The 13,949-nt window shown below is 36.5% G+C and carries 12 protein-coding genes; 9 read left to right on the forward strand and 3 right to left on the reverse strand.

Features of this window, described 5'->3' with window-relative positions; translation table 11 throughout:
• The first annotated feature begins 68 nt into the window (after positions 1-68).
• Complete coding sequence (locus JP39_RS01220) at positions 69-800, forward strand: GntR family transcriptional regulator (protein ID WP_041499753.1); 732 nt, start codon at positions 69-71, stop codon at positions 798-800.
• A gap of 614 nt (positions 801-1,414) precedes the next feature.
• On the opposite strand, the gene JP39_RS01225 is transcribed toward JP39_RS01220, so the two are convergent.
• The 3 genes from JP39_RS01225 to JP39_RS01235 form a co-directional block, all read right to left on the reverse strand.
• Positions 1,415-2,137, reverse strand: a complete 723-nt coding sequence (locus JP39_RS01225) for a GntR family transcriptional regulator (protein WP_041499755.1) — start codon at positions 2,135-2,137, stop codon at positions 1,415-1,417.
• 215 nt (positions 2,138-2,352) lie between these two features.
• Positions 2,353-3,414, reverse strand: coding sequence for a GDSL-type esterase/lipase family protein (locus JP39_RS01230; RefSeq protein ID WP_041499756.1), 1,062 nt, complete (start codon positions 3,412-3,414; stop codon positions 2,353-2,355).
• A 154-nt stretch (positions 3,415-3,568) separates the two neighbouring features.
• On the reverse strand, positions 3,569-4,420 hold the full coding sequence (locus tag JP39_RS01235; protein ID WP_041499759.1) for a WxL domain-containing protein: 852 nt from the start codon (positions 4,418-4,420) through the stop codon (positions 3,569-3,571).
• A gap of 1,306 nt (positions 4,421-5,726) precedes the next feature.
• Between JP39_RS01235 and JP39_RS01240 the strand changes: the two genes are divergently transcribed.
• From JP39_RS01240 to JP39_RS01280, 8 genes are all read left to right on the forward strand, one after another.
• On the forward strand, positions 5,727-5,876 hold the full coding sequence (locus JP39_RS01240; RefSeq protein ID WP_041499761.1) for a teichoic acid D-Ala incorporation-associated protein DltX: 150 nt from the start codon (positions 5,727-5,729) through the stop codon (positions 5,874-5,876).
• A gap of 20 nt (positions 5,877-5,896) precedes the next feature.
• Positions 5,897-7,417, forward strand: coding sequence for a D-alanine--poly(phosphoribitol) ligase subunit DltA (dltA, locus tag JP39_RS01245; protein WP_041499763.1), 1,521 nt, complete (start codon positions 5,897-5,899; stop codon positions 7,415-7,417).
• Entirely contained in the window at positions 7,410-8,621 is a 1,212-nt protein-coding gene (gene dltB / locus JP39_RS01250; protein WP_041499765.1) for a D-alanyl-lipoteichoic acid biosynthesis protein DltB, read from the forward strand. Before dltA ends, dltB begins: the two co-directional genes overlap by 8 nt.
• 11 nt (positions 8,622-8,632) lie before the next feature.
• Complete coding sequence (gene dltC, locus JP39_RS01255) at positions 8,633-8,872, forward strand: D-alanine--poly(phosphoribitol) ligase subunit DltC (RefSeq protein WP_041499767.1); 240 nt, start codon at positions 8,633-8,635, stop codon at positions 8,870-8,872.
• A 3-nt stretch (positions 8,873-8,875) separates the two neighbouring features.
• Entirely contained in the window at positions 8,876-10,144 is a 1,269-nt protein-coding gene (dltD, locus tag JP39_RS01260) for a D-alanyl-lipoteichoic acid biosynthesis protein DltD (protein ID WP_041499769.1), read from the forward strand.
• A 729-nt stretch (positions 10,145-10,873) separates the two neighbouring features.
• Positions 10,874-11,998: an acyl-CoA dehydrogenase family protein gene (locus JP39_RS01270; RefSeq protein WP_041499773.1), complete on the forward strand. Its 1,125-nt coding sequence runs from the start codon at positions 10,874-10,876 to the stop codon at positions 11,996-11,998.
• Positions 11,999-12,007: 9 nt separating this feature from the next.
• Complete coding sequence (locus tag JP39_RS01275; protein ID WP_041499774.1) at positions 12,008-12,805, forward strand: electron transfer flavoprotein subunit beta/FixA family protein; 798 nt, start codon at positions 12,008-12,010, stop codon at positions 12,803-12,805.
• Between the two features lies 1 nt (position 12,806).
• Positions 12,807-13,775, forward strand: a complete 969-nt coding sequence (locus JP39_RS01280) for an electron transfer flavoprotein subunit alpha/FixB family protein (RefSeq protein ID WP_041499775.1) — start codon at positions 12,807-12,809, stop codon at positions 13,773-13,775.
• The last annotated feature ends 174 nt before the right edge of the window (positions 13,776-13,949 follow it).

Here is a 13,949-nt window from a genome sequence, read left to right on the forward strand (position 1 = left end):
GGGGCGTTTTAAAATTTTTTCATTAGAGGGTAATTTATTTAAACTGCAGAACCAATTGAGGAGACATTATGCCAAAAAATTTATATTCAGATATATACCATATATTAAAAGGCGAAATTGACAGCGACGTTTATCCACCAAAATCAATTTTACCTGGTGAAGAAGATTTGTCGTCACGTTTTAGCGTTACGAGAAATACGATTCGCCGTGCCCTAAAGAAGTTACAAGCCGATGGACTAGTTTATACCGTTAAAGGCCGTGGCGTAGTCGTTTTGGAGCCAATTGTTGACAACCGAGTTATCTTTTCAGCTGCCAATCATTTTGGATTCCAAGATTTGATGAGTTTTCCACAAAATAAATTCATCAAAAAACTAACAACTAAGGTCCTAGAATTTAAAGAAATTGAAATTGACGATACACTTTCAAAGCACACATCTTTTACCGTTGGCGACAAAGCTTACTATATTGAGCGTTTAAGAATGGTCAATGGAAAAGCAATGGCTATTGATACAAGTTATTTCAGAAAAGAAAGTATTCCTAACTTATCAATCGTGGATGCTGAAGGCTCAGTTTATCAATATATTCGTGATGAAAATCTTTTCAAAATTGCTGCTGCACGTTCAATCGCATCAGTAGAATCAGCTACTAAGAAAGAATTCGACAATTTGGATCTTGATGACGCTAACTGTGTTGGTGTATTGAAGAAGTATGTTTACACTGACTTGGGTAGTCTCTTTGAATGCACTGAAACAAAATACATTCCTAATCATTATTCATTGGTGGGATTTGAATCTTATTAACCGCCTCCGGTTGGAAGTGATTTTTTGCCAGCTATGGGGACCGGTTCGAGCCAGAGTACGGTCTCGAACCTCGCTTTGAAGCCTTTCCACAGACCGGAAAGTCTCCAAAGTCGTCCCGTGGAGTAAGGACTAAAGTCCTAACTCCACCTCCACAGCAGGCAAAAATCACTTCCAACCTCCGGCTAAATTTATATATTTTTGTAATATGTAGTTATTTTTAAATTTAAAAATGAAAAGAGTAGTACTGGTAATCTAATTTGATTACTTGTACTACTCTTTTTGATATTCATTTTATTTTTGAAATTAAAAAAAGTGTTTTGACTGATGATAGATGAGTATCAACAATCAAAGCACCTCAGATTTATTTTTCATAATTTGCAGCCATTTTCTCAATAAATATATTCGATATATTTAATTAACTATGAAGCAGATTATACGCTAGCCGGAGGTTGTCAGAAATATAGTCTGCAGTGAGGGTGGTGTTATGGCTTTAGCCATTACACCACGGGGCGAGTTTGGAGACTTGCGGTTTTTGCAAGGCTTCAAATCGAGGCGCGAGACCTTGGCTCGTGCCGGTCCCCACCGCAGAACTATATTTCTGACAACCGTAGGCCCTAGAACTTGATAATCTGGTTAAAAATAAAGTTGTCTGGTATGAAATGTGATTCAGTGTATTCAAATTGTTTTCCATCATCATTGAAGGCAAAACTGATCATATTTCCCACACAATTGTTAATACCCAAATTCAAATGTTCATAATCAACTTGTTCGGCATGTTCGATTCGCAACTGACGTTTAACAACGGCAATTTTCATTTGCAATGTGTTTTTAATATATGAATAAATTGATCCTTTGGCAATTTCTGATGTTATATCAGGCACAATTTGAGCGTTAAAGTAATTGAGATCTAAGACGGCATTCTTATTGTTGATTCGGCGAACACGCTTGATGGCGTAGACGGGAATACCGACGGCAAAGGAAGTCTTGTGACTGAGCTTTTCATCGACGATGATTTGTTGAAAGTCAGCAATAATAGTCGTGCGATTGATGTCTTCAGAGTTGTTTAAGGCGTGAAGACTGTCAATTTCTTTGAGGCTCAAATTGATTTCTTGAGTTTGAGGTGTATGTTCCAAAACAACGACACCTTTTCCTTTAACACTGTAAACTAGGCCTTCATCGGATAATTGCTTGATAGCTTTACGGATAGCGTAACGACTAACATTAAATTCGGCAATTAGTGCTTCTTCTGTTGGCAGGCGCATTTTGATATTATATTTTCCATTGATGACACGTGATTTGAGTTCTTGATAAATATCCTTGTTAGTAGTTTCAGCCATATTTCGACGCTCCAATACAATTGTTTGTATATACTATTCAATAATATATTATATTGAAAATGATTTAAACATAATAATGGGATATTGTAATTTAAAATAAAATTAATAAACGTATATTCCATTATCACAAATTAATGGTGAATTCTAGGAATATTTTAAACTTCATCTCGTCCAACTAGTTTATTTTTTTAATGATTCTTCTAATTTTGGATTGATTAAATCATTTTCTTTCTAATTAACTGTTCCTTGATATAATCGGCGATAATTTTGCCACCGTTTGCGGAAAAATGAACGTGATCACCACAATCGAATTCAGGCAATAGCTGATTATCTTTGCCTACCAATGCCGATATGTCGAGAATGTGAGGCATTTTTAGTAGTTCAGAATTGATTTTTTGACGTATTTCTTCTTTTTCAGGTGTCCAACCGTCTGAGTTACCAAAGGGTGAGATGGTCATTGGTACAAATTTAGCGTCATGTTTACGACATTTAGCTTTCAAAATATAAATTGCTTTAACGATTGCTTCGGCTGTTGGCAGTTCGTTTATTGGTGTTCCTGTACCTGGGTGTAGCAGGTCATTAAGCCCTTCCATAAAGATAACTAGGTTAGGCTGATAATTAGTCAGCATATGGTCAAATCGAGTAAACCCGGCTTCGCCAAAGCTTGCGGACCACTGTGAGGTGCTATGGCCGGGACGAAGTAATCGATTGCCTGAGATTCCGTAATTAGCGGTCATGATGTGAAAGTTAGTTTCGAGATCCAAAGATAGAGGAGCTGAATAGTTGCCTTGGTTAGTTAAGGAGTCCCCGAAGAATGCAATCTTTTTGTGCGTTGATTTTGCTTCTACTTGAATAGCTGAGAGACCAAAGAAATACTTTGGATTGGCTGGATCAGTTTCAACGGTTTTGATTAGGTCATTAGAAACAGTCAATCCAGCAGTGTGGATGGTCTTATTTGATGAAAAAATATCAATCGACAAGAAGGCATTTGCTGGTAGAGAAATATCGATCCAATCTGACCACTCGATCAGTCGAGGTTCGATAGTAAATTGTGAAGAACCATCTAAGGTAACGACTTTCTTGGTAGATGTATCCGAATAAATTTCCATCTTTGATATTTCTAACGGAATTTCATCGTACAAATTATTAAGCTGTATTCGGATTTTATCAGTGGCCAATGGCTGGAAAATCTCAAGATGCTGAAGTCCTGAGTTGTTGATGTTTTCGATGTTTTGATAATTAGTTAAGTTGTGTTTCCAAGTTGTAGTTGCAATCATAATTGTTTCCTCACTTTAACTTTCAAGCCAATGAGCTTCTATCGTTATAGTATCATGTTTAAACATGATATATTGACTTTGCGATTAAATTATTAAAATTTTTTTGTTAAAAAATAACCCATAAAATTCTGATTTAGAATTCTGTGGGTTATTGTTAATCTGTTTTGGCTGGTGCAGCATTCAAAGTCCAAGTAACAACGGCGTTCATTTTCTTAGAAGAAACCTTTGTATTATTACCTGTACCAGGAATTTCTAAGCTGGCAGAATCAGGTGTGTTGAAAGTGGCTTTGATGAGACCACCGTTATATGAACCGGCTCTCATATTCATAATGGGAACGGTGTTTCCTGCAGCACTACTGATAGAAGCTTTGTCAGTCTTTAAATCTGTACCAGTAGTTGAAACGTTATTGTTTTCATCATCCAAAAGTGGAACTGCACTTAAATGTAAAATCGCATCAAGTGGGGAGTCGATATCTTTATTGAGCATAGTAGGATTTAATTGTCCCATTGAAGCGGAAAGAGTAAATCCAGGCATCTCTGAAAGACTGTTACGTGAATCAACAACCTCAAGTGTACCATCAGCATTACCATCACGGCCTGCGGTTGCATCTGCTGTATTTGTTCCATTATCTAGCATGAAGCCATCTGTACTAACAGTATTGCTCTTTAATTTACCAATTGATCCGACTGTCATAGTACCAAAGTTGAAATCAGGGACAGCTTCCAATGTAAGGATACCTGAAAGAACATTTACACTAACAGTTGAACTTACGGGTGTATCGGCTGCGGCTGTCGTGGTTGTACCAGTAGTTCCACTATCTGTAGAAGTACTTTCAGTTTCTGGTAGTGCACTGTAAGTCATTCTAAGTTTAGAATTAGCAGTTGATGCTGTTGTTTCATTTTTGACTTGAATAGCATCAACTGCCTTAGCTGTAGTCAAGGGTGTGAAAGACAGACTAAGACTTGTTAATACTAGTAATCTAACGATGTTTTTAAACATTTTCATTATCTGTCCCCCTTAACTTTAATTAATGCGAATCCATAACGGACCCGCTCCATGGTTAAAGTTTAGCAAAATAATACAGACAGATTGTATCGTAATTTATAAATGTTTTTTATCTAAACTGAAATAAGTCTAGAATATCAAAGGCTATAAATAATTTGGCTGATATTTAAAATAATAATTTTGATCGATAATCACATTTTGGCAATATTTCTTCCAGAATCTAAAAAATGAATCGATTATTTTCTATTAAGTAATTTGACCGCAAATTATTGTTAATTGTAAAAATAAAAGTTTACCGTAAAAATCCAATCGATAATAGCAGCGGAATCATTATTTAGGGAATTATTTCTGTTGTTGGGAACGTTACTGAATCACACTTCTGGCTAGAAATGTATTCCAAAGTAATATCTGTTTATAAACTTCTCTCGTTGATGAAGTATCAGTCGTCTTGCAATCAATTTATTTCCACGAGCTGATACGAAAATCGAAAAAATAGTGAAACCTGTTTGTGGATTTAACTTGCTTTATTTTTAGTGACTTGAAATTCAATTAAGTAACCAGAGAATTTAGATCATTAGTATAAGAAAGAATCTATGTCTGGAATATCAATTTGCTCTGAACTTAAGCAGGGATGAAACTTTCAATCAAATATTAAATACTGAATATCAAATAAAAAATACGTAGACTTGGAGGGCGGAGATGTCCATCCGTTAATAAGCAATTATAAAAAATAGATTTCCTTTTGGAAGTCTATTTTTTTATACAGCAAATATTAAAACAATAATTGTTCATCAAACTAGTTATATTCATTATTGTTGATAAATAATTGGGGTCAAGTATCGGTTGATGTAAGCGTATTATCTTACAAAACTGTCACATGAGACTAACACTTTGGTCATTGTAATGATTACTTATTTACTTTTAAATGTCGGGGAACAATAATGAAAAACGGTAATGAGGTCGAGGTTATTTTCGATTTGATTGTCCATTTGGCATATTAGTCGAGTATTAATGAGATCTAATACGGTGCGTATACTTTGAAAAATGCGAAACAATTTCTTATAATGAATTTGTTTAAACAAATAGCTTCAAACCCCGCATTAATACTGTATTTCATTAAAAAAGACAAAATATTTTTACGAAATATGCCGATTAGTCCTACTCAATTTTTTATTATAATGTTTATACAGGTTATATAGAAATAACTATATTTAATAATTTTGATTCATTTTTGGGTTTGACACCATTTATTGACAATGGTTAGATAGTTTCCGCATAAGCAAACTCTTTCAGTGAGGTGTAGATTATGAAAAATAATTTGCTGACTTTTTTAAAGAAACCAGTAACATTTTTTATTATTAAAACAGTTGTATTTTTCGCTATTTTCTTAGTGCTCTTATATATTTACGGATATAACGGCGTGGGAAGTGCCAAATTTATTTATAACGAATTTTAGCAGGAAGAAGGGAAAAATATATGAACTCAATTATTGAAAAAATTACCACCACTGCATTGCAAGCACCTGAAAAGATTTGCTACAAGAACGGTGAAGAAACACATACATATCAGGAGCTATTGCAAAAATCTGATCGTATAGCCAGCTTTTTACAAGATAAATTTTTGCCTGCTAAAAGTCCAATTATCATTTTTGGCGGACAACAATTTGAAATGTTAGTTATGTTCCTCGGTGCTATTAAGGCCGGACATGCTTATATTCCAGTTGATGATGGTTCTGATCCATCACGTGTTATCCAAATCAATGAAGTTGCTAAGCCAGCTTTGATTTTAAACTGGAGCAATATTACAGACTTTGGCGTTGATACTCCACAAGTTACTAAAGAAGAGTTAACGCAAGTCTTGGCATCTGATAACAATATTTATGATAGCAATCGCAGTGTTGGTCCTGATGACAACTTTTATATCATCTTTACATCAGGTACAACCGGAACACCAAAGGGTGTTCAAATTAGTACTAACAATATCTTAGATTTCGCAAACTGGGCCGAAAATGAATTCGACTATTCCGGTGAAATGAAGATGTTGCTGCAAGCACCATTCTCATTCGACTTGTCAGTTTTCGATATTTATCCAGGTTTGATGAGCGGTGTGACACTCAATATTGTTGATAAGGATACGACTAAGAACTTCGGTAAATTACAGGAAGCTATTATCAACTCTGATTTCAACACTTGGGTATCAACACCATCATTCTTCGAAATGTGTCTCTTATTTAGAGGTTTTGATGCTGAGCACATGCCACAATTGAACAAATTTATCTTCTGTGGTGAAGAATTAACTCATGCAACAGCCAAGAAGTTATTGAAGAAGTTCCCTGATGCCGAGCTTTACAACACTTATGGTCCTACAGAAAATACTGTTGCCATTACTTCAATCAGAATTGATCAAGATTCTCTAGAGAAATTTGATCGTTTACCAATCGGTTATTTGAAATCCAATATGGATTACCGTATTAACGGATTGGTCGATGAAACTACTGGTCAATTGACAGGTGAATTGTTGGTCAGTGGACCAGATGTTTCCAAAGGATATTTGAACAATCCTACTCAAACCGAAAAGGCTTTTGAAATGATTGATGGTCAAATGTTCTATCACACAGGGGACATGATCAGTGTTGCCGACGACGGACTCTTGTTCTATCACGGTAGAACTGATTTCCAAATCAAGATGCACGGATACCGAATTGAGCTTGAAGAAGTAGATTCAATGTTGGGTAATCTTGAGCAAATTAAGCAATCATGTACCGTTCCTTTGTACAACAACAAGAAGCAAGTCAGCAAAATGATTGCTTGCATCGTACTTGAAAATGACTTTATCGACGACGACGAAAAAGATTTAGCAGCAGATATTAAAGATTCATTAAAGGCGACAACGATGGAATATATGATTCCTAACGTGTTGAAGTTTGTAAAGCAACTACCAATTAGTAAAAATGGCAAAATTGATAGAAAGACTTTAATAGGCGAGATTAATGAATAACATTACGCCTTACAGTAGTCCGCACTACTTTATCTATCTATTACTACTTTTACTACCAATAATCATCGGATTATGGTTTGGTAAACGCTTTAGAACATATGACTTCTTCGCAACGGTTGTCATTCTAATCACTGCTTTCTTTGGTGGAAATATGTCGCAGGGGATATCGCTACTATGCTACGTCCTCTTAGAAATAATTCTAGTTTCCATCTACCTGTCGTATCGTAAGAAACACAATAGTTTCTGGGTCTTTACGATGTTCGTCTTGCTGGCAATCATACCGCTGGTTTTCGTCAAACTGGATCCATTGCTACAAAACCCAACCATTTCACTATTTGGCTTCATGGGTATCAGTTATTTAACTTTCAAGTCAGTTGAAATCATCATGGAAATTCGTGATGGCGTGATCAAAGAAATTTCACCATATGAGTTTGGTCGTTTCTTGCTATTCTTCCCAACCATCACTTCCGGACCAATTGACCGTTTCAAACGTTTCCAAAAAGATGTTAACAATGTTCCTAGCCGTGAAGAGTATGTTGAACTCTTGCATAGCGGTGTCGATAAGCTGATGAAGGGTCTTCTTTATAAGTTTATTATCGGGTACTTCTTTGGAACATTATTATTGCCAAAGGTTCAAATTTTGGCAATGTCTTACCGGAATCAAGCTCCACTGGGATTATCTTGGTGGGTGCTAGCCTATATGTACGTTTATAGTATGTATTTGTTCTTTGACTTTGCTGGTTACTCGCTATTTGCTGTAGCAATCAGTAATTTCATGGGTGTCAAAACACCAATGAACTTCAATGCGCCATTCAAGGCCAAGAATATTAAAGATTTTTGGAACAGATGGCACATGACACTTTCATTCTGGTTCCGTGATTTTATCTACATGCGTTTGATGTTTACGATTATTAAACATAAGTGGATGAAGAACCGTATTGCAATTGCCAATGTCGGCTATGTAGCACTCTTTCTAATCATGGGATTCTGGCACGGTGAAACTTGGTACTACATTGTTTATGGTATTTTCCACGCCATCGCAATGATCACCAACGATGCTTGGCTAAGATACAAGAAGAAGCATCGTGAAAGTATTCCTAGCAACAAATTTACACATGCGTTTGCCGTCTTCTTGACGTTTAATATCGTATGTTTCAGTTTCTTAATCTTCTCAGGATTTTTAAATACATTATGGTTTAGTTAGGAGAATTTATTATGGATGAAATTACAACAAAGATCGTAGATATTTTACAAGATGTAACAGGTTTGGATGACGCTGGTCAAGATAAAGATCAAGACTTATTCAAAGATGGCGTTCTTGATTCAATGGCAACAGTAGAAGTTTTGGTTAACTTACAGGATGAATTTGATATTACCGTACCAGTTTCAGAATTCGACCGTTCACAATGGTCAACAGTTAACAAAATTGCTCAACAAGTACAAGAATTGGAATAGATTATGAAAAAAAAGTTATGGATGATTTTTGGACCTGTTATAGTTGCTATTGCTGCCTTGTTAATTCTTCTCTGGGCTCCAATCAACTTTAAAACGGTGACTCCACAAAAAGTACAACAAGCTTCGACCTCGTTGGATGTCCGTGTTTTAAAGGGTGAAAGCGTCAAAAACGCTGCCGAGAAGGAGAATTATATTCCTATCATTGGTTCATCGGAACTTTCTAGAATGGATCCGTTCCATCCATCTTCCATGGCGCAGAAATATCATTGGAAGAATAAGCCATTTTTGCAAGGTAATCCCGGAACGGCTTCATTGACACAAGCAATGAATGTCGGTGGGATGACTAGTCTAAAGGGAAATAAGGCTGTTTTCATTATTTCTCCACAATGGTTTACCAAATCCGGTGTCCAATCTGATGCATTTAAATATTTCTTATCACCATTACAATTGACTGGATTTATCTTAAATTCCAGTCATGGCGATAAGGCAATGAATAAGTACATTGCCAACAGAATTCTCGATTTAGGTGTCGACAAGGGACCTATTGAAGATAATGCACTTCAACGTATTTCTGAAGGCAAACAGATTACTGATTTCCAACGTTTCTACATTAAGAGAGTATCTCGTGCCAGTCTCCAAAGTCAGGATGATTTGTTCGGTTCGATTTCGATGAATGATCACGAAAAGCAAATTGACCATGCGGCTGACCAATTGCCTGATACTTATAATTACAAAAACTTGAATAAACTAGCTACTAAACTAGCAGCTAAGCATTCAACTGATAATGATATGCAAATTGGTAATTCCTTCTATAGAAAGCAATTGAAGAAACGTATCGTTAAGTATAAGAATACTCACCGTCACGTTACTTACACGCATTCACCAGAATACAATGATTTCCAAGCTTTGCTTTACATGTTTGCTCAAAACAAAACTGAAGTAATGTTTGTAATTCAACCAGTTAATCCACATTGGATCAAATATACTGGTATGCCAATGAGCACAATCACTAACTTTGATACAAAGATTAAGTACCAATTGAAGTCACAAGGTTTCAACAATATTGTTGACCTGTCGCACGTTAAAGACCCTAATTATATTGCTGAAGATACAATTCACATGGGCTGGCGTGGTTGGTTAATGCTTGATCATCATTTGAAGAATTATTACAAAGATAAGAAAGCCAATCCTAAGAATACTCAGTATAAGATGGACAGTTATTTCTTAACTGACACTTGGGCTAACAATACTGATTTTTCAAACAATAAATAACAAAAAGCTGACAAATTAAAGTTTGTCAGCTTTTTTGTGCGGCCGTCTCCAGAACCGTGAATATCCACCTGCTATGCGGACCGGTCCGAGCCGAAGTGCGGTCTCGAACCTCGATTTTGAGCTTCGCAAAGTACGCGAATCTCAAAACTCGCCCGGTGGTGTAATGGCTAAAGCCATAACGCCACACCCACAGCGGGTGGATATTTACGGTTCTTCCGACTGGTTTGTTTTTTAATAATCTGGTTACTTATGTCTACCAAGTATATTAGAAGAAAGGTGTTGTAGAACTTTCAATATCTGACTAGAAATCGACTTATCGTTTTTATCTTTTAATAATGTATTAAAGGATTGAGGAAATACGGCAATACAAAATTTTATAACAACCAATTAGTCGGAAGAGTTGAGAGTATTCATATGCCGCGAAAGTGGCGTTAGAGCTTTAGCTCTTACACCACCGGGCGTGTTGGAGACTTTCCGGTCTGTGGAAAGGCTTCAACCGAGGTTCGAGACCGTACTGTGGCTCGGACCGTACCGTGCAGCAGATGAATACTCTCAGCTCTGGAGATGGCAAGCAAACACCACACATTATATATGCAAGTTATCGCCGATATATAATATAATTATATTTACAACTAACCATAAATGCTTTATGATGAAATCATCAAAAATATCGGTTGGATATTTTTTTGCACTTATATGTGAAAAAATTAACATACAAGGAGAATTCTGATGGATCAAAAACAAACTAGTAAAGAAATCCTTTTAAGAATGGTTAAATCATTTACGGAAAATGAAGTGGCCCCATATGATATGGAAATTGACCAGACTCGTTCTTACGTCAATGATTTATTAAATAAAATCAAGAAGTATGATTTTCTAAGCACAATGTTGCCAGAAGAATATGGTGGTGCAGGTTTTGATGGTGAGACTACGGCCGCTATGATTAACGAAATTGCACGTGGTAATGCCAGTTTAGGTGTAACTTTGGAAGGTCATTTCAAGTCAATTGACCAAATTGTTAAATATGGTAATCAATCTTTGAAGGATGAATATTTGCCACAAGCCAAGTCACGTATCATTGCTTTTTCTATGACTGAACCAAGTGGTGGTTCAAATCCATTGGGAATTACTTCGCACGCTGAAAAGAAGGGTGACAAATGGATTATCAATGGTGACAAAATCATGATTACTAATGGTGGTCTAGCTGAAATTTATTGTGTCATGGTTAAAACTGCTCCGAAGGAATTGTCATTCTTTGTGGTTGATAAGGATATGGATGGTTTCGAATTTGGTAAGCAAGAAAACTTCCTTGGCTTAACTGGGGTTCCGGTTGGTGAAATTGTCATGAATAATATTGAAGTTGACGAAAATCATTTGCTCGGAAAAGTTGGTATGGGTAAGGAAATCGGTGATAGTGCTCACAATGATGCTCGTGTTTTAATGGGTGCCGTTTTGACCGGAATTATGGAACATGAATTGAATATCGTAACTGACTACGCAACACACAGAAAAGCAATGGATACACCAATTATTCAGATGCAAGGTATTCAAAGAAAGATTGCTGATATTGCTGTGGCTAAGGAAACAACCAAGTTACTTTATCAAAAAGCTGCTTGGCTAAAAGATCACCGTCAAGATTATGAAGAAGAAGCTGCGATGGCGAAAGCATATGGTAGTAGAAGTGCGGTTAAATCAGGTGATGATGCTCTTCAAATTTTAGGTGGTTACGGATACAGTTTGGATTATCCAGTGGAACATTTGATCAGGGATGCCAGAGCTATGGAAATTGCTGAAGGAACCGTTGAGAAGATGCGGACAGCTATTGCTTTAATTGAAGCAAAGAATCGGGCCTAGGAGGATATTATGAAAATTGTCGTTTGTATTAAACAAGTACCAGAAACTACTAATGTGAAGATTAATGAGAAAACTAAGAATATCGATCGTCGTGGTTTAGGTGGCGTAATCAATTCCTATGACCTACATGCTTTGGAAACCGCTTTGGAAATTAAACGTAATGTCGGTGGTGAAGTTATCACAATGACTATGGGTCCAGATGACTTTGCTGTTTCATTGCGTGAGACTTTGGCTTTGGGTGCTGACAGTTCAGTATTATTGTCCGACCGTGCCTTTGCCGGAGCAGATACTTTGGCAACTGGTTATGTACTTGGAAAAGCCATTAAAAAAATTGGCGATGTCGATTTAGTTTTGCTAGGTCAACAGTCAGTCGATGCCGATACGGGACAAGTGGGACCAATTATGGCCGAGCTATTACAAGTACCTCAAGTAACTTATGCTAATGAAGTTGTCGCCGAAAATAATCAATTATTGATCAAACGTAACTTGGATAATATGGCTCAAGAAATTACTGCACAGTTGCCATTATTGCTGACGGTTACTGATACTATCAACCAACCACAGTATACGAATGTCGTTGAAATTACTAAGAGTTTTGCAAAACCAATTACAACTTGGCATGCCAGTGATCTGCAACTTGATGACAGTCGTGTAGGTCAAGCCGGTTCACCAACAATTGTTCGTTCAATCTCTTCACCAGAGAAAACAGCTAAGGTTGGACATAAATTGGCCGACAATCCGAGAGAAGCTGCCGCCGAATTAGTAGCTGCTTTGAAGAAACAAAATATATTAGCGGAGGAAGATTAAGATGACAGTGATTAAGGAAAACTGGGTTTTTGTGGAAACTGATTTACATAAGATTAATCCGGTTAGTTATCAATTGATTACAAAAATGAAACAAATCAGTCATGACCCTGTCGTAGCAGTCTTGATTGAAAATAACGATGCTAATTTAGAGACAGAATTATCTGAATATGGTCCTGATAAGATTTTGCTGATTAAAGATGATGAATTAGAAGCCGGTGACGATCTAGAATTAACCGACGCTTTGAACAAGTTGATCCAAAAACAAGGCACTCCAAATACTTTTATCTTTCCAGCTACAGTGGTGGGACGTTCAGTGGCACCAAGATTACAAGCAAGATTGAGAACTGGTTTGACAGCTGACTGTTTGGACCTCAAGTTTGAAGACGACTTGTTAGTTCAAACGAAACCATCTTACGGTGACAACATTATGTGTGAAATAACGATTCCAAATCACCATCCACAGATGGCCACAGCCCGTCCCAATGTCTTTACAGCTGAGAAGGAAAACAATCCTGCCCTTAAAGTAGAAGAAATAAGTAATCTTGACTGGGAAAAAGACACTAAATTACAAATTAAGAGCCAGATTTTGCCACCAAAAACAAGTAATGATATTACTCAAGCTCAAAGAATCGTTGCTTTAGGACGAGGGGATAAAACAGATGCTGGAATTGATATGGCTAATAGCTTAGCTAAAAAGCTTCATGCAACAGTTGGTGTAACCCGTCCATTGACAGACTTAGATCAGTACACAATTACTGAACAAATTGGTCAAAGTGGTCAAACAGTGGCTCCAGATTTATTGATTAATTTAGGAGTTTCTGGAGCAGTCCAATATACAGCCGGAATTGCGAACGCTAAAACGGTTGTTTCAGTCAATACTGATGAAAATGCTCAAATCTTCAAATATTCCGATTATTACTTCGTAGGGAATGCTTTGGAATTTTCAAAAGCACTCGAAGCAATACTATAGAAAAACTGAAATTCAATGTGTAATCAAAAAGCTGACAACTAAAAATTGTCAGTTTTTTTTGTGCATATGGGTTTAACACATTATAGGAAGTTTTAGGGGGTTAGATATTATTGATACGAATGTATAAAATGCGGAGATCGACCTGAATTTAAATTACAGATAACATTAGCATCA

Origin of the sequence: Companilactobacillus heilongjiangensis (assembly GCF_000831645.3) — a bacterium.
GTDB classification, from domain to species: domain Bacteria; phylum Bacillota; class Bacilli; order Lactobacillales; family Lactobacillaceae; genus Companilactobacillus; species Companilactobacillus heilongjiangensis.

Coding starts and splice junctions, on each gene's coding strand:
- JP39_RS01220 (WP_041499753.1), top strand. CDS start 69: ATGCCAAAAAATTTATATTCAGATATATACCATATATTAAAAGGCGAA.
- JP39_RS01225 (WP_041499755.1), bottom strand. CDS start 2,137: ATGGCTGAAACTACTAACAAGGATATTTATCAAGAACTCAAATCACGT.
- JP39_RS01230 (WP_041499756.1), bottom strand. CDS start 3,414: ATGATTGCAACTACAACTTGGAAACACAACTTAACTAATTATCAAAAC.
- JP39_RS01235 (WP_041499759.1), bottom strand. CDS start 4,420: ATGAAAATGTTTAAAAACATCGTTAGATTACTAGTATTAACAAGTCTT.
- JP39_RS01240 (WP_041499761.1), top strand. CDS start 5,727: ATGAAAAATAATTTGCTGACTTTTTTAAAGAAACCAGTAACATTTTTT.
- dltA (WP_041499763.1), top strand. CDS start 5,897: ATGAACTCAATTATTGAAAAAATTACCACCACTGCATTGCAAGCACCT.
- dltB (WP_041499765.1), top strand. CDS start 7,410: ATGAATAACATTACGCCTTACAGTAGTCCGCACTACTTTATCTATCTA.
- dltC (WP_041499767.1), top strand. CDS start 8,633: ATGGATGAAATTACAACAAAGATCGTAGATATTTTACAAGATGTAACA.
- dltD (WP_041499769.1), top strand. CDS start 8,876: ATGAAAAAAAAGTTATGGATGATTTTTGGACCTGTTATAGTTGCTATT.
- JP39_RS01270 (WP_041499773.1), top strand. CDS start 10,874: ATGGATCAAAAACAAACTAGTAAAGAAATCCTTTTAAGAATGGTTAAA.
- JP39_RS01275 (WP_041499774.1), top strand. CDS start 12,008: ATGAAAATTGTCGTTTGTATTAAACAAGTACCAGAAACTACTAATGTG.
- JP39_RS01280 (WP_041499775.1), top strand. CDS start 12,807: ATGACAGTGATTAAGGAAAACTGGGTTTTTGTGGAAACTGATTTACAT.